Annotated in this window: 20 protein-coding genes; 14 read left to right on the top strand and 6 right to left on the bottom strand. The window is 37.5% G+C overall.

From position 1 onward, the window contains the following. The first annotated feature begins 119 nt into the window (after positions 1-119). From dhaK to KI338_RS12600, 11 genes are all read left to right on the top strand, one after another. Positions 120-1,115: a dihydroxyacetone kinase subunit DhaK gene (gene dhaK, locus KI338_RS12650; RefSeq protein ID WP_212921379.1), complete on the top strand. Its 996-nt coding sequence runs from the start codon at positions 120-122 to the stop codon at positions 1,113-1,115. A 15-nt stretch (positions 1,116-1,130) separates the two neighbouring features. Then, positions 1,131-1,751, top strand: coding sequence for a dihydroxyacetone kinase subunit DhaL (gene dhaL, locus KI338_RS12645; RefSeq protein ID WP_212921378.1), 621 nt, complete (start codon positions 1,131-1,133; stop codon positions 1,749-1,751). 2 nt (positions 1,752-1,753) lie between these two features. Next, entirely contained in the window at positions 1,754-2,128 is a 375-nt protein-coding gene (gene dhaM, locus KI338_RS12640) for a dihydroxyacetone kinase phosphoryl donor subunit DhaM (protein ID WP_212921377.1), read from the top strand. Positions 2,129-2,538: 410 nt separating this feature from the next. After that, positions 2,539-3,342 (top strand): MIP/aquaporin family protein, encoded by an 804-nt coding sequence (locus KI338_RS12635; protein ID WP_212921376.1) that lies wholly within the window; start codon positions 2,539-2,541, stop codon positions 3,340-3,342. Positions 3,343-3,384: 42 nt separating this feature from the next. Next, a complete protein-coding gene (gene glpK / locus KI338_RS12630) occupies positions 3,385-4,875 on the top strand; it encodes a glycerol kinase GlpK (protein WP_212921375.1) in 1,491 nt (496 codons plus the stop codon). A gap of 276 nt (positions 4,876-5,151) precedes the next feature. Beyond that, entirely contained in the window at positions 5,152-6,810 is a 1,659-nt protein-coding gene (locus tag KI338_RS12625; protein ID WP_212921374.1) for a glycerol-3-phosphate dehydrogenase/oxidase, read from the top strand. Positions 6,811-7,183: 373 nt separating this feature from the next. After that, entirely contained in the window at positions 7,184-7,645 is a 462-nt protein-coding gene (locus KI338_RS12620; protein WP_212921373.1) for an NUDIX hydrolase, read from the top strand. Between the two features lie 3 nt (positions 7,646-7,648). Then, on the top strand, positions 7,649-8,488 hold the full coding sequence (locus KI338_RS12615; RefSeq protein WP_212921372.1) for an alpha/beta fold hydrolase: 840 nt from the start codon (positions 7,649-7,651) through the stop codon (positions 8,486-8,488). A gap of 177 nt (positions 8,489-8,665) precedes the next feature. Beyond that, the gene (locus KI338_RS12610; protein WP_212921371.1) at positions 8,666-9,481 is read left to right on the top strand and encodes a ZIP family metal transporter; all 816 of its coding nucleotides are present in this window, start codon (positions 8,666-8,668) and stop codon (positions 9,479-9,481) included. A gap of 123 nt (positions 9,482-9,604) precedes the next feature. Then, a complete protein-coding gene (locus tag KI338_RS12605; protein ID WP_212921370.1) occupies positions 9,605-10,129 on the top strand; it encodes an RNA polymerase sigma factor in 525 nt (174 codons plus the stop codon). Next, complete coding sequence (locus KI338_RS12600; protein ID WP_212921369.1) at positions 10,116-11,153, top strand: hypothetical protein; 1,038 nt, start codon at positions 10,116-10,118, stop codon at positions 11,151-11,153. The genes KI338_RS12605 and KI338_RS12600 overlap by 14 nt, the downstream gene beginning before the upstream one ends. A 48-nt stretch (positions 11,154-11,201) precedes the next feature. Here the strand turns inward: KI338_RS12600 and KI338_RS12595 are convergent, their stop codons facing one another. The 5 genes from KI338_RS12595 to mreBH all read right to left on the bottom strand — a co-directional run bounded on the left by KI338_RS12595 (position 11,202) and on the right by mreBH (position 17,029). Then, a complete protein-coding gene (locus tag KI338_RS12595; protein WP_212921368.1) occupies positions 11,202-12,650 on the bottom strand; it encodes an NAD-dependent succinate-semialdehyde dehydrogenase in 1,449 nt (482 codons plus the stop codon). A gap of 97 nt (positions 12,651-12,747) precedes the next feature. Beyond that, positions 12,748-13,950, bottom strand: coding sequence for an acyl-CoA dehydrogenase family protein (locus KI338_RS12590; RefSeq protein ID WP_212921367.1), 1,203 nt, complete (start codon positions 13,948-13,950; stop codon positions 12,748-12,750). A gap of 16 nt (positions 13,951-13,966) precedes the next feature. Next, positions 13,967-14,386: a DUF1801 domain-containing protein gene (locus KI338_RS12585; protein ID WP_212921366.1), complete on the bottom strand. Its 420-nt coding sequence runs from the start codon at positions 14,384-14,386 to the stop codon at positions 13,967-13,969. 5 nt (positions 14,387-14,391) lie between these two features. After that, the gene (locus tag KI338_RS12580) at positions 14,392-15,549 is read right to left on the bottom strand and encodes a CaiB/BaiF CoA transferase family protein (protein ID WP_212921365.1); all 1,158 of its coding nucleotides are present in this window, start codon (positions 15,547-15,549) and stop codon (positions 14,392-14,394) included. A 472-nt stretch (positions 15,550-16,021) separates the two neighbouring features. Beyond that, positions 16,022-17,029, bottom strand: a complete 1,008-nt coding sequence (gene mreBH / locus KI338_RS12575; protein ID WP_212921364.1) for a rod-share determining protein MreBH — start codon at positions 17,027-17,029, stop codon at positions 16,022-16,024. Positions 17,030-17,439: 410 nt separating this feature from the next. On the opposite strand from mreBH, the gene KI338_RS12570 reads away from it, so the two are divergent. The 3 genes from KI338_RS12570 (at position 17,440) to KI338_RS12560 (ending at position 20,059) form a co-directional block, all read left to right on the top strand. Further along, the gene (locus KI338_RS12570) at positions 17,440-18,213 is read left to right on the top strand and encodes a lysophospholipid acyltransferase family protein (RefSeq protein WP_212921363.1); all 774 of its coding nucleotides are present in this window, start codon (positions 17,440-17,442) and stop codon (positions 18,211-18,213) included. A 156-nt stretch (positions 18,214-18,369) separates the two neighbouring features. Then, on the top strand, positions 18,370-19,365 hold the full coding sequence (locus KI338_RS12565; protein WP_212921362.1) for a glutaminase: 996 nt from the start codon (positions 18,370-18,372) through the stop codon (positions 19,363-19,365). A gap of 25 nt (positions 19,366-19,390) precedes the next feature. After that, positions 19,391-20,059: an SOS response-associated peptidase gene (locus KI338_RS12560; protein ID WP_212921361.1), complete on the top strand. Its 669-nt coding sequence runs from the start codon at positions 19,391-19,393 to the stop codon at positions 20,057-20,059. Positions 20,060-20,170: 111 nt separating this feature from the next. On the opposite strand, the gene KI338_RS12555 is transcribed toward KI338_RS12560, so the two are convergent. Further along, complete coding sequence (locus KI338_RS12555) at positions 20,171-21,655, bottom strand: sodium:solute symporter family protein (protein WP_212921360.1); 1,485 nt, start codon at positions 21,653-21,655, stop codon at positions 20,171-20,173. Position 21,656: the final 1 nt, after the last annotated feature.

Raw genomic sequence — 21,656 nt, 5'->3', positions numbered from 1 at the left:
TAGATAGTGTCAATTTCTAGAATTAATTAAATCGATGCACTAAAATAGAGATAAGCGGTAGGGTTATTTTTCAATTGAATGTTGGTGTGAACATTCAATAATCCTGAGGAGGAATAATAATGAAAAAGATTATTAATGACCCTAATTTTGTAGTAAAGGATATGTTGGAAGGATTTGTAGCTGCATATCCTAATGATGTGAAATTATTGCCTAATACCACGGTAGTTGTTCGTGAAGATGCACCAGTTTCCAATAAGGTTGGTTTAGTTAGTGGCGGTGGCAGTGGTCATGAGCCTGCACATGCTGGTTATGTCGGCAAAGGTATGCTAGATGCAGCTGTCGCTGGAGAGGTATTTACTTCGCCTACCCCTGATCAAGTTTTAGAGGCTATTAAAGCAGTTGATAGTGGAGAAGGTGTGTTACTCATCATTAAAAACTATACTGGTGACGTGATGAACTTCGAGATGGCTGCTGAATTGGCTGAAGCGGAAGGAATTAATGTACAGCAGGTTGTTGTTAATGATGATGTCGCTGTTGAGGATAGCTCCTTTACAACAGGACGCCGAGGAATTGCCGGTACAGTATTCGTTCATAAAATTGTTGGAGCAAAAGCTACGCAAGGTGCCTCAATGGAGGAAGTAAAAGCGGTAGCTGAAAAAGTGGTCGCCAATGTTCGTTCCATTGGTATGGCACTAACTCCATGTATAGTACCCGCAGCAGGGAAGCCTAGCTTTGAACTAAAAGATAATGAAATGGAAGTTGGAATCGGAATTCATGGAGAACCAGGAATAAAGCGAACAGAAGTTACAACAGCACATGACATTGCTACAGAACTAATGGAGAAAGTTCTTGATGATATGAATTTAAAAAGTGGTGACGAGGTTGCTGTTATGATCAATGGATTAGGTGCTACTCCCGAAATGGAACTCTATATTGTAAATAAGGAAGTAAATAATATTCTTACTGAAAAAGGAATTAAGATATATGATACATTTGTCGGAGAGTATATGACATCTCTGGAAATGGCAGGTTGTTCCGTAACGTTATTAAAAGTAGACGAAGAGTTAAAATCCCTTTTAGATGCTGAATCAAAAGCTCCAGCATTTCGCCGATAGAGAGGAGTAGTTTGAATGGAACTGCAAGTCAATCATGTTATCACCTGGATGGAAAAATCCAACGAAAAAATACAGACAAATAAAGATTTTTTATCCGCGTTGGACAGAGCGATTGGGGATGGGGATCATGGCATCAATATGGCACGTGGGTTTAATGAAGTAGTGACAAAAATTAAGGAAACTGATTATTCTACAGTGTCTGACGTTTTAAAGGATGTGTCTATGACCCTATTATCAAAAGTTGGTGGTGCATCTGGACCATTATATGGTACAGCATTCTTAAAGATGTCTACATCGCTTAAAGGTAGAGAGAAGATAGATTATTCTCTATTTGTTAATGCGGTATCCGAAGCGCTAAATGGAATTAAGATGCGTGGAAAAGCTAGCACAGGGGAAAAAACACTTGTAGATGTTTGGGAGCCTATTGTTGAGCAATTACAAAAGGATAGTGATTTTGAAGCGGTCACTATCGAAACAACTGCAAAAAATTCTATGGAAGCCACGAAAGCAATAGAAGCTAAAAAAGGACGTGCTGCATATTTAGGTGAGCGCTCGGTAGGCCATCTAGATCCAGGATCAGTTTCTTCCTATTACATTTTTTCTGCACTTTCAGAAGTAATAAAGGAAGGTGTATAACTATGTCACATGTAGGAATTGTATTAATTTCACATAGTTCTAAAGTGGTTGAGGGAATTAAAGATATTATTAATCAAATGGTTCCAAATGTAGTAGTAGAGCCAGCTGGTGGCACTGAAGATCATGGAATAGGTACCAGTGTAGAGAAGATCTTGCAAGCAATTGAAAATGCTTATAGTGAAAAAGGTGTCCTTTTATTTTACGATATTGGAAGTGCAATGATGAATGCAGAATTAGCTATTGAATTGTCAGAGCACGAAAACATTGAAATTGCAAATGCTCCTATCCTAGAGGGTGCGTTTGTTGCATCAGTTGAATCAGGGATGGGAAAAACGCTTGAGGAAGTAAAACAAGCAGCTGAAAAAGCTGTTAAATAAGACTTAGATTTAGCATATTTATTTGAATCCCTTCAAAGAGAAAGATTACTTTGAAGGGATTCTTTTATCATTTGATGGAAAATTATCCATAAGTTGGGAATAAACGGGGGTATCTGGCTTTAATAGGTCCGAGCAAAATGTTCTATATGTCTTAGGAAGCGGAGCTAAAGCAGTAAGCACCTCCAATTTAAAACGTTGGAAACTAAAATTATTAAAAAATAATTCGTTGACAACGGTTTCATGGAGGAGTAGAATAACAGTACAAGTTAATTCATGTGACGGAGACATCGAGCCCACACTTATTCGTATATTCTGTTATGGAGTATACAAACTAAGTGTGGGCTTTTTGTATTGTCAATATGTATACAACTTGTTGAATACGTTTCCAATTATAGAATGGGGGATTTTACATGTCAGAATTTGTAGCAGAACTTATTGGTACCATGATCCTTATCATTTTCGGTGGTGGAGTGGTTGCTACTAATATTTTAAATAAGTCAAAAGGCGAAGGTGGCGGTTGGGTACTAGTCACATTAGGCTGGGGTCTAGCTGTAACAATGGGGGTATATGCCGCTGGTAGTATTTCTGGTGCTCATCTAAACCCTGCTGTAACATTAGCTTTTGCATCGATTGGAGATTTTCCATGGTCTAAAGTACCAATGTTTATTTCTGGTCAAATGATAGGAGCATTCATTGGAGCCGCAGTAGTCTATTTTGCATTTTTACCACATTGGAAAGAAACGAAAGATCCAGGGCTTAAACTAGCTGTGTTCTCTACAGATCCAGCAGTAAGTAGTCCACTATCAAATCTTGTAACTGAAATGATTGGTACGTTTGTCCTAGTCTTTGGATTGTTATTTATCGGAATCAATGAGTTTACTGAAGGGTTAAACCCTGTTATTGTAGGTCTATTAATTGTAGCAATTGGTATGTCCTTAGGTGGTCCTACTGGATATGCGATTAATCCAGCTCGTGATTTAGGGCCAAGAATTGCACACGCTTTACTTCCTATCCCTGGAAAGGGAAGCTCGAATTGGGGATATGCTTGGATTCCAGTAATTGGCCCAATATTGGGTGGTATTTATGGAGGGTTCTTCTATAAAGCAATATTTGACGGCGTATATTCTGCAGGATTTTGGATGTTTAGTGCTGTTGTTGCTATTATTTTAGTAGCAGCTGCATCAATAGAAATTAAAAAAGCACATAATCAATGAAAGAGTTTTTAGAAATGGTGAAATAATAAGGAGGAGACTGTTTTGAGTAATTATATTTTATCCTTAGACCAAGGAACAACTAGTTCACGTGCAATATTATTTAATCGTGAAGGAGAGATTATTGAAACCGCACAAAAGGAATTTGAACAATTCTTTCCAAAGCCAGGCTGGGTAGAACATGACGCAAATGAAATTTGGACTTCTGTCCTATCTTGTATTGCTGATGTTTTTAGAAAGGCAGATATAACACCTGACCAAGTTGCTGGTATCGGAATAACGAACCAAAGGGAAACAACCGTTGTTTGGGATAGAAATACTGGAAAACCCATTTATAGAGCAATAGTATGGCAATCTCGTCAAACAGAAGGAATCGTTCAAGAGCTAAGAGAAAAAGGATATAATGATTTATTCAAAGAAAAAACAGGATTGCTTCTAGATCCTTATTTCTCTGGTACAAAGGTGAAATGGATATTAGATAATGTCGAAGGTGCTAGAGAAAAAGCGGATAATGGAGAGCTTCAGTTTGGTACTATTGATAGCTGGTTAGTTTACAAATTATCTGGAGGAAAAGTCCATGTAACGGATTATTCGAATGCATCTCGTACCCTAATGTTTAATATTTATGATTTAAAATGGGATGATGAGCTGCTCGATATATTAACCGTACCAAAGAGCATGTTACCAGAGGTTAGACAGTCATCAGAAGTATATGGAAACACAGTTGATTATCATTTCTTCGGTGAAGAAGTACCTATTGCAGGTATAGCCGGTGATCAACAAGCAGCATTATTTGGGCAAGCTTGCTTTGATAAAGGAATGGTAAAGAACACCTATGGAACTGGTGGATTTCTGTTAATGAACACTGGAGAAGAAGGTGTGAAATCCCAGAATGGTCTCTTAACAACAATTGCTTGGGGTGTTGATGGAAAGGTAGAATACGCCTTAGAAGGAAGCATCTTCGTTTCTGGATCCGCAATTCAATGGCTACGTGATGGCTTGAAATTAATTGATAATGCACCAGAAAGTGAAGACTATGCTACTAGAGTAGACTCAACCGATGGAGTGTATGTTGTTCCAGCCTTTGTTGGTTTAGGTACTCCATACTGGGATAGTGAAGCACGTGGGGCTGTATTCGGACTAACTCGTGGAACAACAAAAGAGCATTTTATTCGGGCTACTCTTGAGTCACTAGCTTATCAGTCCAAAGACCTTGTAGATGTAATGGTTGCAGATTCAGGTATCGATGTTAAGTCACTTCGAGTAGATGGTGGTGCTGTTAAAAATAACTTCTTAATGCAATTCCAAAGCGATATATTAGGTGTTCCGGTTGACCGTCCTGTAATCAATGAGACAACTGCTCTAGGTGCAGCATATTTAGCTGGTCTAGCTGTTGGTTATTGGAAGGACAAAAATGAAATTGCAAAACAATGGAATATTGATCGTACTTTCACACCTAATCTAACCGAAGAAAAACGAGACAATCTATATAATGGATGGAAAAAAGCTGTCGCAGCAACCAGAGCATTTAAATAACGGATGTCATTACGATTAATGCTTAGATGTTGAGATGATATCAAATTCTCCCACCACACCATAGGGAGTATCCTACCGCATAAGATATCACAAAAATGTCAATCATAAAGTAGTGGTTAAACGTTTCATTAAAGGCATGTTAAGCTTGGACGGATTTCCTTGAGAGACCACAGAGCTCTATAGTATAGGGTAATTTGTGGTCTCTCTATTTATTTTCGACGAATTATTTACCTATCCAATAGTGAACCAATTGGTTATTAAAAAGGAGTGAATAATATGTTTTCAAGCTTAGAACGAGATGATTTAAAGACTAAAATTAGTAATGAATCCCTTGATTTACTTATCATTGGTGGAGGAATTACTGGTGCTGGTATTGCACTGGATGCTGTAACAAGAGGTATGAAGGTAGCGTTAGTAGAGATGCAAGATTTTGCTGCAGGTACTTCTAGTAGGTCGACTAAGCTTGTTCATGGAGGTCTTCGGTATTTAAAACAATTTGAAATTGGTGTCGTTTCAGAGACTGGTAAGGAACGAGCAATTGTTTATGAAAACGGCCCACATGTGACTACTCCAGAATGGATGATGCTTCCATTCTATAAAGGAGGTACATTTGGTCCGTTTACCACAAATATAGGTTTACGAGTGTACGATTTTCTTGCAGGTGTTAAGAAGAGCGAAAGAAGAAAGATGCTTACACCAGACGAAGCGATGAGACGAGAACCGCTGTTGAATTTTAAAAATCTTAAAGGTGCAGGATATTATGTCGAGTATAAAACAGATGATGCACGTTTAACTATCGAGGTCATGAAAAAGGCAGTTGAAAAAGGTGCACATGCAATAAACTATATGAAAGTTACTAATTTAATTTATGAGAATAAAAAGGTAACAGGTGTGGAAGTAGAAGATCAAATAGATGGTTCCACTCAAAAGATTTACGCGAAGAAGATTGTTAATGCTGCTGGACCGTGGGTGGATACGTTACGGGAAATCGATCATTCAAAAAAAGGTAAGACACTACAGCTTACAAAAGGGATTCATCTTGTATTTGATGGGAAAAGGTTCCCATTAAGACAAGCGATATATTTTGATACTCCTGATGGACGAATGGTATTTGCTATTCCACGAGAGGGAAAAACCTATGTAGGTACTACCGATACTGTCTATAAAGGAGAGATTGCACACCCAACAATGACTGTAGAGGATAGAGATTACGTCTTAAAGGCAATTGACTATATGTTTCCTAACGTTAAAATTAAGTCAGAAGATGTAGAATCAAGTTGGGCTGGTTTACGACCATTAATTCACGAAGAAGGGAAGAACCCTTCAGAAATATCTAGAAGAGATGAGATTTTTATATCTGATTCAGGTTTTATTTCTATTGCTGGTGGAAAGTTAACGGGATATCGAAAAATGGCCGAGAGTATTGTTGATTTAGTTGGAAAACAACTTCAGCAAGAAGAAGGAAGAGCATTTCCAGGAACACAAACGAAGGAATTACGTATTTCTGGAGGTGATGTAGGCGGTTCTACAGGTTTTGAAAGGTTCGTAAATCAAAAGGTATCTAAAGGTATACAGCTTGGAATCGATGAAAACCTTGCTAAAGGTCTAGTTAAAAGATATGGTTCAAACGTTGATATCATTTTTGACATATACCAGCGTGAAAAAGAAAATGTCCAATCTGAAAATATGAGCCCAGTAGTAGTTGCTATGCTTCGTTACGGAATTGAGTATGAATTAGTATATAAACCAGTCGACTTCTTCATCAGACGTACTGGAGCATTGTTTTTTAATATAAATTGGGTAAAAGAACATAAGGATCAAGTAATTTCTTATTTGGCAAAAGTATTCAACTGGTCGAATGAACAAGTTTCAGAATACACCAAGGAACTAGACCAGCTATTGTTTGAGGCAATACATCCAGTTGATTCGAAATAGTCAAAGCAAAATATTGAGATACACGACGCATAGTAATTGCTACTATGCGTTTTTATTTTATAGAGATTTTGGAATTTTTGTTATAATAATTGATAGATAATCTAAAAGGTGGTAACAGTCATGAAAATAAATGATTCCATTAATTCATTTCCAATGATGCCTTCTTTACATCGACGAAAGGAATATTACTCAAAATATAAAGATGTAATATCATTGTAAAAATCAGGTGAAAGACTAAACAAAATAAGAGATAAATTGGAGTAAGATAGAAAAGTTACGAAAAAATAATCATTCAAATTGAAGAAGTTGTTAACCATATTACAATCTATCAATTGCAACTTCCAATTACTGTGAACTTAAAAGGGGAATCTAAATGGGATACATAAAGGATTTAAGAAAGATCGTAGGTTCACGCCCATTTATCATGGTAGGTGCTTGTGTGTTGCTAATTGACAATCGAAATAGAATATTACTTCAACTGCGAAAGGACAATCATTGCTGGGGATTAGCTGGAGGTTCCATGGAGCTGGGTGAATCACTGGAAGAAGTGGCAAGAAGAGAGTTAAGAGAAGAAACGGGATTAACAGCAAAGGACCTAGAACTCATTAACATATACTCAGGGGAAGCGTTCTACTATAAATACCCCCATGGTGATGAGGTATACAATGTTGTACCTGCATATTTGTGTATTGATTATAAAGGCGAGCTTGTTAAGGATGAAAATGAAGTGGACAATTTACGGTTTTTTCGTTTTGACGACCTTCCTAAAAACATAAGTCCACCAGATATACCAATTATTAATGATTACATACAAGAACTATTAAAGGGGGAGTAACAAATGTGGGAGAAAAGATTAATAGAGACAGATAGAGGGACTTTTGAGTTATTTGAAAAAGGGGAAGGAGAGCCACTTGCTGTTACACATCATTATAGTGCCTTCAATGAGCGTGGGAATACCTTTGCCAATCCCTTCACCAAGTATTATAAAGTGTATTTAATTAACCTGAAGGGTGCTGGTAACTCTTCAGAAGCAAGTGATGAAAGTGAATACAGTATGGATGCTGCTGTGCTAGACCTAGAAGCGATTAGAGAAGCCCTTAGTATTTCTAAATGGGGCTTCGCGGGACATTCTGCAGGTGGTATGCTCGCTTTAAAGTATGCGATTAATCGTCCTTCCAGATTGACGAAAATAGTTGCTGGAGGGGCGGCTGCAAGCTATAAATACGGACAAGATCCAGACTCGATTTATTGTAGTAAAAATCCTAATTTTAAGCGTATCGTAGAAATAATGGATAAACTTAATAACCCCAATACTCCTCTTGAGGTTCGTAGAAAATTAGGCTATGAATGGGATTTGATGTCCTTTTATTCTGAGGAGAAAATGTTAGCGGCATACAAGAAACCAAATAGTGGCAGGACTGTTGGCCCGAGGCTAGACTACTTCAGAAAAGTAGAATACCCTACTTTTGATATTCGTGAAGAAATTAAACAGATCCAAATTCCAAGCTTTATTTATACGGGTAAATATGACGCACAATGCCCAATGAAATTCGGAATTGAAATTGCCGAATCAATCCCAAATTCCTCACTAACTATATTTGAAGAAAGTAATCACAATCCTTTTTCAGAAGAAGAAGAAAAATTTGCTGAATTTGTAAGGGGAACACTTTCAATATGAAATAAAATCTAAGGAACTTTTAGGTAACTTGTGGGCATGAAATTGTATTTTTGCATGAAACTAGTAATGATATTCTAATTTATTATAATTGACTAGTTTATGGTCTGGGATTAAAATGTTTACTGAAGGAAACATTTTAATCATAATACAGGTTACTTACTAAGGAGTTCTTTTCATATGGTAGAGTTTTTTGAACAGTTTAGCCCAATTACGCAAGCATTATTTGCAACACTTTTTACTTGGGGGATGACAGCACTTGGAGCTGCAGTAGTATTTGCCACAAAGAATTTAAATCAACGTCTCCTAGACAGTATGCTTGGCTTTGCTGGTGGGGTTATGATAGCAGCAAGCTACTGGTCATTGCTTGCTCCTTCCATCGAAATGTCAAAGGATAATGCAATTGCGGCATGGTTTCCAGCTGCTTTTGGATTTTTATTAGGTGGTGTATTTTTATGGGGAATCGATAAAATTCTTCCTCATCTTCATCCAAATACACCAATTGGAAAGGCAGAAGGACGTCGTCATTTCGAAAGAAAAAGGAGTACGCTTTTGGTATTGGCTATCACATTGCATAATATTCCAGAGGGTCTAGCGGTAGGTATAGCATTTGGGGCTTTAGCAAATGGTGGAACCGAGGCATCATTGGCAGGCGCAATAACATTGGCCATTGGAATTGGTATACAGAACTTCCCAGAGGGTGTCGCTGTATCTATGCCATTACGCGGTGAGGGAATGTCCCGAGGAAAGAGCTTCCTTTATGGACAATTTTCGGGAATGGTAGAACCAATAGCCGCAGTAATCGGTGCATTTGCAGTAGCCTTCATTGAGCCGTTATTACCTTATGCTTTAAGCTTTGCTGCTGGCGCGATGATATTTGTTGTCGCTGAAGAAGTTATTCCGAGCTCTCAGGAAAAAGGAAATAAGGACCTGGCTTCGATGAGTTTAATGATTGGCTTTGTTTTAATGATGATTTTGGATGTGGCATTTGGTTAGTCAGGATATAAAAATAGAAGAAATAAACGCTATAATCGGCGTTTATTTTTTTATATGTAACTTTTTAAACATAGATTCGTTGATTAAGTAAAGGCACTAAATTAATGGAGAGGAAATGAGGTTATGGACCAACATGTCGGGAAACAGCGTATAAGCGATTGGTACCTAGCTTATAGTAATGATATTTATAATTATATATATTTTTTAGTCAGTGACCATGAGCTAGCAAAGGATATCTTACAGGATACCTTTCTTCGTGCATACAGTAATATTAATTCGTTCAAGGGCGACAATGTCAGAGGCTGGCTTTTTCGAATTGCTAGAAATGTGACTATTGATGATATGAGGAAGAAGAAGCCAATTGCATCTTTATTGGATTCATTTTCCTTATTGAATGCAAATGAACCAAGTCCAGAGGAAATGGCCATTTTAAATGAGACGGAAAAAGAACTATACTTATCACTTAGTAAACTGAAATTATCCTATCGGGATGTTATCGTACTTAGAAAGATTAAGGAATTTTCGATAAGTGAAACAGCGGAAATTCTAGGCTGGACGGAAAATAAGGTAAAGGTTACTTTATTTCGAGCGATTAAAGCACTGCGAAAAGAACTGGGAAAGGAGAATTTTAGTCATGAGACCATATGATGAAATGAATCAAGGGTTAAAAGGATTGAACAATAGAATAAAGCTCTCTAACCATGAGCAACAGGAAATTCTCACTAAAATCAATCGAAAAATGGAAGAATCATTCCCCAAAAAAACAGCCTTTCAATGGAAGCATTATGTCGCAACTGCTGTTGTTTTAGGATTAATCATTATCATCGCTTTACCACTATTGAATTATAGCAACCTCAACCTGGCAGGAAACAATCAAACAGAACCGGCACCTGAAGTATCTGGTGATGCTCCCATTGCAAATGAAGAAGAGGATGAAATTACGATTCGTATCGAGAATCAAACTAATTTTAATATAAGTCACATATATTTAAAAATCTATCAGGACGGGAGAATGGTGCGGTTACAAGGTGCGGCAAATGCTGATAGTTCTGAAATAAAACGAGGTGATACATTCAATTTTAATTTTTATGATTCTGAACTTGGAGAAGGGCTATATGAAGTTGAATTAGAATTGTCCAACGGAGGTACAACAACATATTCTACTTCAAGGGTATTATTAAACGTTACAGAACAAAGGGGCTATAGCCTACAAATAAGGGGTGATTCTATCATGAACTCTTATTTAGTAAACCCAACGTTTAAGGAAGGTAATGATCAAATAAAGCATATGGAAGAATTTAAGAAAAAACTAAATATTTTACTATCAGAAAATGAAGTGAAAACCTTGTTCGGTAGCGAATTTATTACTGGGAAATCCACTAATGATGGAACGAAGTTTTGGCGATATGATTTTGGAACAATTGGAGGGTATGCCTATGATGACCAAGGATTCCAGAATGGTGCAGATATTCATGGCATGGAAAATGGCATCATTCAAGCCCAATTATTCGTAGAATGGAATGAAAATAAAAAAGTAGAAAGCTACACCTTGTTATATCTTGATAAGAAAGGAGAAGAAATTCATTACTACCATGTAAAACCAGATGGAAGCACTAATGGAGGGCTTGTCTGTAGCTTTGAAGAAGAGTATGGATGGAATTGCCCTAATTAAGAGAAAAAATCGGTACTAGCAAAAAGCTAATACCGATTTTTTCTATGCTTAGTCAATTGCAATCGATACCAATTTTCTCTCCAAAAATTCATCCATTCCGTGATGACCACCTTCTTTACCACCACTACCAGACTGTTTAATTCCACCAAATGGTGCCTCTGGAACGGAAGGGAAGACATCATTTACACCAACCATACCATAGTCTAGTTTTTCCGCAACTCGTAATGTGCGGGCAGTGTTCTCCGTAAAAATATAAGCAGCTAAACCATAATCTGTATTGTTTGCTTTTTGAATTACTTCGTCTTCATCGGTAAATGTTTGGATTGGGAATAACGGTCCGAATGTTTCTTGATTCATTACAATCATATCATCTGTTGCGTTTTTAACAATGGTAGGAGGGCAGAAGTAACCTTTTAATTCACCTTCCCATTTGTTTCCACCAGACACAATTTCGGCCCCTTTTTCAAGTGCATCGAGAAGATGGGCCTCAACCTTTTCACGTGCCTGTTCACTAATTAGCGGGCCTAGTTCAACCCCTTCATCCATACCATTACCAACCTTCATTTTTTCCAGCTTTTCTTTTAATAGAGCCGTAAATTTATCAGCAATGGATTCATGTACATAAAGGCGGTTAGCACAAATACAGGTTTGCCCATTGTTACGAAATTTACTTGCTAAAGATAGGGAAGTTGCTTTTTCCAGATCGGCATCTTCAAAGGCAATGATTGGTGCGTGACCACCAAGCTCCAGCGATACTTTTTTTACCTGGTCAGCGGCTTCACGCATTAAGTATTTTCCGACAGCAGTCGAACCAGTAAATGTAATAAGTTTCACTTCTTTATTCGTTAGCATTTCTTTTCCAATTTCCTGTGCATCCCCTGTTACAAGATTCACGACTCCAGGAGGCATGCCGGCTTCTTCAAATATTTTAACAATTTCAATTGCGGATAACGGTGTTTCAGGTGAAGGCTTTAATACAGCCGTACACCCTGCTGCTAGAGCGGGACCTAATTTACGAGTAATCATCGATGAGGGAAAGTTCCATGGTGTAATGGCGCCTACAACACCAATGGGTTTTGGTATAACTAACATGCGTTTTGATTTAACGGAAGAAGGGATCCATTCACCATATCCACGAGAAGCCTCCTCTGCATACCAAAGTAAAAAGCCAGCCGCACCTTTTACCTCACCAATAGCTTCATTAAGAGGTTTACCCTGCTCAGAAGTAAGGATTTCTCCTAGTCGTTTTGCATCTTTACGCATCAGCTCAGCAGCTTTATATAGAATGCGAGAACGCTGTCTTCCGGTCATTTCGCTCCATTGTGGAAAGGCATTAGCAGCAGCTTCAATTGCTTCTCTTGTTTCCTCCTGCCCTCCATAAGCAACCGCTGATATTGGTTCTAATGTAGCAGGATTATACACAGTTTGTGTTTTTTCCTCATCTACCTCACGCCAAACCCCATTAATATAAATACTTTTTGTTAATGTGGAAATCATATTTTCATCCTCCCTAAAGAGTATTTTATTTCTATAAATAAGCATATCGCACCCGTATCGTTCTATCAATTTACAGGTGCGATAATTACATGTAACTTTACACTAATTCTTTATCTGGGTTCCAGGCTGGTAATGTTTTATTTAATGGTTTATCTTTACGGTAACCAAGGACATACTCTGCCTGCATAATGGTATGAATTTCTCTAGTTCCTTCATAAATAACCGGTGCTTTAGAATTACGAAGATAGCGCTCAACCGGATATTCGTCGGAATAACCGTATGCACCATGAATTTGCATTGCATCATCTGCTGCTTGATTAGCAAAATCACATGCTTGCCACTTTGCTAGAGAGGTTTCTCTTGTATTCCGTTTTCCTTCGTTTTTCAGTTCGCCAGCACGATAGACAAGGAGTCGACTCATCTGTAGACCTGCTTCCATCTTTGCAATCATTTGCTGTACTAACTGATGCTTACCGATTGGTTTTCCAAATGTTTCACGTTCATGGCAGTATTTCACACTCGATTCAAGGCAAGCCATTATTTGCCCAACTGCACCAGCCGCAACGGTGAATCTACCATTGTCAAGAGCTGACATGGCAATCTTAAAGCCTTCACCTTCTTCCCCTAGTAAGTTTTCAGCAGGTACTTTTACATTATCGAAGAAAAGCTCCCCAGTATTCCCAGAACGAATACCATGCTTCCCCTTAATTGCTTTAGAGGAGAACCCCTCCCAGGTTCTTTCCACAATGAATGCAGAAATACCGTGATGCTTTTTCGATTTATCTGTATAAGCAAAAACTAGGAAGTGATCAGCAACATCACAAAGTGAAATCCATGTTTTTTGCCCATTTAAAATATAATAATCCCCATTTCGCACTGCAGTCGATTGAAGAGAAGCTACATCAGAACCAGCTCCCGGCTCAGTTAAACCGAAGGCGCCAATTTTTTCTCCTTTTGCTTGAGGTGTCAGATACTTTTGTTTTTGTTCTTCTGTTCCCCATTGTAATAGAGTCATAGAATTTAATCCTGTATGAACCGAAACAGCAGTTCGAAATGCTGTATCCCCACGTTCAAGCTCTTCACACACAATCGCTAAAGAGTTATAATCCATTCCACTTCCACCATATTCTTCAGGAATGCAAACTCCCATAAATCCTAAGTCTGCAAGTTTGTTATAAATAGTTGGGTCAAATTGCCCTTGGCGATCCCATTCTGCGATATATGGCATAACCTCTTTATCTACGAAACTTCTTACCGTTTGACGTAACAAGTTTTGTTCTTCTGAAAAATTAAAATTCATTTGTATTCACTCCTATTTAATTTGGATAACTTTCTGTTGCATCAATCCATTTATTAATAATTTCTTTCAAATAATTTTCTTTCGATATCACATCATTCATGTCAGTAAATTTCAATATTGCTCTATCTGAACTGGCCCATTCTAATAAACCGCCTTCATCGTTAATGAGGGGTTGCCTATGTGGGACTTCCTTTACTTTTGCCCCACAATGAAATATTAATCGAAAAAATCCTTTTCCACGAAGATTGAATGTTATCTTATCATCACCATTCACACAGAAACTTGGTGCATTCCATTTTATTTTTTCGGTGATTCTGTTGTTCGTTGCTAAAATTATTTTTCTTACTGCAATAATTTCCTCTTTAAAAGGATGTTCCAGATTGTTCATAAATTCAACCACTTGTTCAGAATCAGTCAATTTATTATTTGGAGCCATTTTACTCACTTCTCCTTGTTCACTTTAAGAGAATCTAAAAGTTCATCATTGTGCTCTCCAGGGTTTGGGGGATGATGCCTTAATGTAACTGGTGTTCGAGATAGTTTTAACGGACTTCCAATCATCTTTATAACGCCAGCAGTTGGGTGTTCCATTTCCCAAAACATTTCCCGTGCGTGTAACTGAGGGTCATCCGTAACTTCTTGTAAATTTTGAATTGGTCCACATGGAATATTGTGTTCATGGCATCTGTCTAGCCAGTAGCTAGTTGGTTTTGTCAGTAAAACTTTTTGGATTAGTGGAACAATCGTATCCCGATTTTCTACACGCTTTGGATTTGTCTTAAAACGCTCATCTTCACTATATTGTTCTTTTCCTAGAATAGTACAAAAAGCTTTGAATTGATTGTCATTTCCAATAGCAATCACCATATGTCCATCCATTGTTTCAAAAGTTTGGTAGGGAACAATATTGGCATGCTGATTACCAAGTCGAGATGGGACTTTTTGAGCCATTAAATAATTACTTCCAATATTGACTAATGCGCTCACAGCAGAGTCATATAGAGAAATATCCAGTTTTTGACCTCGTCCTGACTTTTCTCGTTCAAGCAATGCTGCTTGGATACCGATTGCTGCATACATTCCAGTCAAAATATCTGTAATTGCGACCCCTACCTTTTGGGGACCGGAATGTTCATCACCAGTAATACTCATTAGCCCACTCATGGCTTGAATGATAAAATCATAGCCAGGTAACTCTTTATACGGGCCAGTTTCACCAAAGCCAGTAATGGAGCAGTACACGATACCAGGGTTTAGTTTTTCTAATGATTCGTAATCAATTCCAAAACGCTCCATGGTTCCCGTTTTAAAATTATGAATAATGACGTCAGACTCCTGAATTAAGCTCTTAATTGTATCAATTCCCTCTGTGGACTTTAAGTTAAGTGTGATATTTTTCTTATTACGATTAGCACACAAATAATAGGCACTTATACCATTCTGAAAAGGTGGCCCCCAGAATCGTGTCTCATCACTTCCACCGGGTGCTTCTACTTTTACCACTTCAGCACCTAGATCACCTAGGATCATCGTGCAGTAAGGTCCTGCAAGAACACGGGATAAGTCAAGTACTCTTATTTTACTTAAAGCTCCCGTCACGACTTCACTCCTTTCTAATTTGTCCATGTGATGTTACATTTTAACAAACAAAAAAAGCCAATCTCAAAATGAACACAGCAAGGAAGCTGTATCATGATGAACTGGCTTTAGGCTTGTTGAAACAGGTCAGGAGATGAACTGTGAACAAGCTAGGCAGTTATTTTGATACTAGTAGTAATTGTATAAACAGTCATGTCGCATTGATTTGTAAGCGCTTTACACGACTCATTAGTTTCAGTTTAATGTATTCTGAAAAATTTGTAAATAGTGTTAGAGGAATTTTTTCAATTTAAAGGAAGGCTAGCTTTCGTTTTCGTTGTCATTCAAAATTGTAATCATAAATTAAATGTTGGGGATTACAATACTGATATCAGAAAACAACACCAAGCTACGGAAATATAATAGGAAAATTGTATAAAAATAACAAAAATTTTAGTAATCATAAAAAATAAAACAGGAGAGAACTCCCGTTTTATTTTGCAGCTTTCTCAAGCTTTGCTATCATTTTAATTGCTTTACCTGTACCAATTGCAACTGATTCAAGTGGGTTTGGTGCAATATGAACTGGGACGGATAACTCGGTTGCAAGCCATTCTTGCATACCCTTTAATAAGGAACCTCCACCAGTAATAACAATTCCACGATCAACAATATCACCGCTTAGTTCTGGTGGGCAATTTTCAAGCGTAACATGAATAGCCTGTAGTATTTGCTCTAGGGACTCTTTAATAGCTTGGTATACTTCTTTTGATGAAATCGTTACGGTTTTTGGTAAACCTGTTACCATATCACGACCACGTACATCAACAAACTCTTCTTTATGATTTGGATGTGCATAAGCAATTTCAATTTTTACATTTTCTGCAGTACGTTCACCAATTAAAATATTATATTTTTTACGGATGTATTGAATAATTTCGTCGTCCATCTTGTCTCCACCAACACGAACCGAGCTTGAGGAAACTACTCCACCTAGAGAAATTATCCCAATCTCTGCGGTACCTCCGCCGATATCAACAATAACGTTAGCGATTGGTTCATCCACTGGCAAATCAGCACCAATAGCTGCTGCTACTGGTTCTTCAATCAAATGAACCTGTTTTGCACCATAGCTTGTCACGGCATTATGGATTGCTCTTCGTTCAACAGTTGTGCTTCCAGATGGTGTGCATACAACTACATTTGGTTTACGCATTGACATGCCTAGTGTTTTACTTACTTTTTTAAGAAAAGCCTTTAGCATTTGTGCAGTAATATCATAATCGGCAATAACACCGTCTTTTAATGGTCGGATAGGGACAATGTTTCTTGGGGTCTTACCTATCATCTCTTTTGCATCAGCACCAACAGCAACTACCTGTTTTGTGTTTATGTCTATGGCTACGACAGATGGCTCGTTTAAAATAATTCCTTTGTTTTTGGAATAAATAAGTATATTAGCAGTTCCAAGATCAATTCCAATTTCTGCATTTGAAAACATAATAAAATCCTCCAGTGATGACGAATAATGTTTGTGTATTATAACTTTCTTATTCGACAATAAATTTATGGGTGTTATAAGGTCAGATAAATTTATTATCTGCAATATATTTAACATTATTAGCAATTATTGGCTTTCTAATGTTTTATATAAAAATAGCTACTATACTAAAATAAGATATTCTGGAGACAAACTCAAGTTTCAATTGCTTTACATTTTTTTCCGAATGTAATAGAAGAGGAAAAATATGGTGAAAAATACATGTTAGTTTATGTCTAAGAATAAAAGGGATTGTCTTTCTCAGCTTAATTTGGGGAATTTAATTACAGTCCTCTGGCATAATTTTTAGTTCACTCGAAACTTTTAACATTGCTAGGTTCTTAGTATAATGAACAATGGAGGGGACAGCGATGTTATTTACGTTTTGGATTTATACATATGCGATTCTATTAGTTATTGGAAGTCTATTCAATTTAAAACAAGCGAAGCGATTCATTCAACAACCTAGCACAGATGAAACACGTAGAAAAATTTTTGAGACACCGATGCGTGTTTCGCAAAAGGTAATTCAGAAATCAGGCACAAATGTTCATGTTACAGGAAGAGAAAATATTCCTGATGGGCCAGTTCTATATGTAGCAAACCATCAAGGGTTATTTGATATATTAGCCATTTTAGGACATCTTGGAAGACCGGTTGGATTCATTGCTAAAAAAGAGATAAAAAAACTACCAATTATTAGTACCTGGATGGAGCTGCTTCAGTGTGTTTTTATTGACCGATCTGATCGGCGTCAATCAATGAACGCTATTAATCAAGGGATTGAAAATTTGAAAAATGGTCATTCCATTGTTATTTTTCCTGAAGGTACGCGAAGTAGAGGGACGAAGCTTAATGAATTTAAACCAGGTAGTTTACGTCTAGCAACTAAAGCTAAAGTGCCGATTGTGCCTGTTACAATAAATGGAACTTATAAAATGCTAGAGGAAGAGAATGGACGTGTAAAGGGTACAACCATCTACATGACTATTCATAAACCGATTTTACCAGAACAATTTATATCATTAAAAAGTGCTGAATTAGCTGCAAAGCTTCAAGGAATTGTTCAATCCGCATTACCACTGAACGATGTGCTTAGTAATGAGGATGCCTCTAATGAGGATATTGTAATTCACACACACTAGTTTTATCTATTCTAAGAGCAGTGAGGCTTATAGTTCCAGCCCGCTGTTTTTTTTGTAACGGAAAATGTTAGTTAATTTAGTTGATATATAGAGAATTACGATACATACTACTGTTAGCAGATGATTTTTGTCGAATAGTTTTTTGAGGTGAAATAGATGGTTCAGGGTACTGTGAATTGGAGCACAAAGGCAGACAAAGACTGGTTGCAAGGATATGTAGATGATTGGGTTGATTTTTATCGAAAGCATACAAAAGAGGGACAAGTAGCATCCTATATTCCAATTTTGGCAAAAGCAAATCCAAACCATCTTGGAATTTCTATTCATGGAAAGAATGGCATGATTGTTAAATCAGGTGATACGGATATTCCGTTTACAATCCAAAGCATTTCTAAAGTAATTAGTTTTATGGTGGCCTGTATGGAAAAGGGGATTGGTTATGTTCTTGACCGGGTTGACGTTGAACCGACCGGGGAGGCATTTAATTCTATCATGCACTTGGAAATGAAAAGCATTGATAAACCGTTAAATCCTTTTGTGAATGCAGGTGCATTAACCGTTACATCAATGTTAAATGGTAAGACGGCAATGGAAAAACTAGAACCGATTTTAAAGCTATTGGAAAAAATGATTGGCTATCGCCCTACTATAAATCAGGCTGTATTTGAATCAGAGGAGGAGTCTTCGGCTAGAAATAGGGCAATTGGTTATTATTTAGTGGAGACAGGATTTTTGGAGTCTAATCTTGAATTAACATTAGAGACTTATTTTAAGCAATGCTCCATTGAAATAACGGTTGATGACTTAGCAAGGATTGGTTTAATACTTGCCAATGATGGAAGGGATCCCTTTGGTGAGGGAGAAATCATTCCACGACAAATAGCTCGAATTGTAAAAGCCTTAATGCTAACCTGCGGTATGTATGATGCATCAGGAAAATTTGCTACCTATGTTGGAATCCCTGCAAAAAGTGGGGTCTCTGGTGGAATCATGGCGGTAGCACCACCAAGGGTAAGAGAGAGATACCTTCCTTTTATAGAAGGTTGTGGAATTGGAGTTTATGGACCGGCATTAGAAGATAGAGGGAACAGTATAGCAGGTATAAAGCTACTGAAGCATATTGCCTCTCAGTGGGATTTAAGTGTTTTCTAATAGCTATGTTGAAGGAGGTATTTTCATGTGTGGGAGGTACACGCTTTTAGCAGATGAGCTAGAAATTTTAGAGGAGTATGGAATTCAACAAGAGATTGATGATTATCAGCCTAGCTTTAATATTGCTCCAGGTCAAAAAGTGTTAGCTATTATTAACGATGGAAAAGCGAAGCGAGCAGGATATTTACGCTGGGGGCTTGTTCCTTCATTCGCAACAGATGACAGGATTGGCTATAAAATGATTAATGCCAGAAGTGAATCTGCACATCAAAAGCCTAGCTTTAAAAATCTTATGAAGCGTAAGCGTTGTTTAATAGTAGCTGATAGCTTTTATGAATGGCAACGAATAGGGGATACGAAACAACCTAAGCGCATCCACTTAACGGACCGAAAGCTTTTTACTTTTGCAGGTTTGTGGGATAGGTGGAGCCATGATGGAAAGGACTTGTTTACTTGCACGATATTAACACGTGAAGCAAATCCTTTTATGAAGGAGATACATCATCGAATGCCAATTATCCTTCCGAAGAATAAGGAGGATGAATGGATTGCACCAGAAGTGATGGAACCTAATAAAGCACATGAATTTCTCTTTAACCTAGAACCAGAAAAATTTGCAGCTTATAATGTTTCAAACTATGTTAATACTGCTAAGAATAATGATGAAGCTTGTATTGCGCCTTTAGCGAATTAGTTTTCTAATATATAGCGACAAATTCTGATTCTACTTCGGTATATAATCTAATAAAGAGCCTGTGAGATATACTTACAGGCTCTTTTGGCGTATTTATATTATTAATATTTTTCATCCATTTTTGTTCGTGCTAACTTTTCGATGATAATTTTTCATTATAGAAATAAATTCCTCTGCTTTTTCCTTTGGAGCCTTGGTGAAGAGACTAACCCCTATAAATAAGAGTGTTGATACGAGAAGCCCCCAAATCCCTGATCCAAGTCCGAATGGTTTAGTGCCAGTCGCTTCCAAGAACAATACTAAGAACGCACTGACTAATACACTTGAAAGGACAGCAGGTGCAGTACCTCTTTTCCAGAAAAAAGCTCCTATTGTTGCAGGAACGGCGACAATTAATCCAGAGGAAGCTGCTACGGATAATACAGCTATCAAATTTAATTCTAATTCGGCAAAGGCATATGCCAGGATAGCAATTACTGGAATGACTATCTTTCCTACCTTTAATTGTTTGCTATCATCTGGTCGACTTTTCATATTTCCATATACGTCCCGAGCAAACATGGAAGATAAGGTTAACATAATAGAGTCAATGGTTGATACAGCTGCTGCTAGGATACCTACCATAACGATAACACCTAATAGTGGTGGGACGACACTAGAAGATAATAAGCTAGGCGTTGCTAGGTCTGCATTGTCTAAATCAGGATAAAGCTGTAAAGCTGAGAATCCCCATAAAACGGAAACTAACGTATAAATGAGTCCAAATATTAGAAACCCAATTAGCATCTGACGTAACCCCTTAAAGGAGTTTGGCATAAACATCCGTTGGCTAACCTGTGGATTTGATATGCTAAAGAAGAACCATGGTATGGTTAAGCTAAGAAATGTAATGAAGCTAAAGTAGCCATTTCCTGGAACCGATAGAGACTCAGGCTTTGTAGCTTGAATATTCTCAAAGAATTGAGTAAACCCTCCTAATGAATGAACAATTAGAATGACTACTAGTGTTGAGGTAATAATCATAAATATTGCCTGTAATGAATCAGTCCAAACAACAGAGCGGATACCAGCAGTATAGGAAAAGAACAATGCTAAGATAACAGCAATAATAACTCCAACAGTAAATGGAATAGAATTATTGGTCATTCCTTGGAGTAGGTAGCCGACTCCTGCAAGCTGAACTGCACTATACGGAATTAAAAACAAGCAGCTAACGAGTGCAATTACAGCGGCAACAGCCTTGCTCTTATAACGATCTCCAACCATTTCTGAAGGTGTAACATAGCCATTTTTCTTTCCTATTAACCAAAATCTTGGCCCGAAGATCAAAATGAGTGAAACCCCTGTAAAATAAACAATTTCAAAGCCTAATGCCCCTACACCCCCTTGATAGGTTAGCCCTGCAAGTCCTACCATCATAAATGCACTATAGGTTGTAGCACTATAGCTAAGTGCGGACAGAATTCCGTTCATTTTACGATTTCCTATAAAATAGCCCGACATCCCAGGTAGATTCCCTTTTCTTGATAAAATCGCAATCAGAGAAGCAACAATGGTATAAATAACAATACCCCAAATAACAAGACTAGTATTCAAG

Origin of the sequence: Ornithinibacillus bavariensis (genome assembly GCF_018333235.1) — a bacterium.
Classification (GTDB): domain Bacteria; phylum Bacillota; class Bacilli; order Bacillales; family Amphibacillaceae; genus Ornithinibacillus; species Ornithinibacillus bavariensis.
This window is presented reverse-complemented; position numbering and strand designations above follow the sequence as displayed.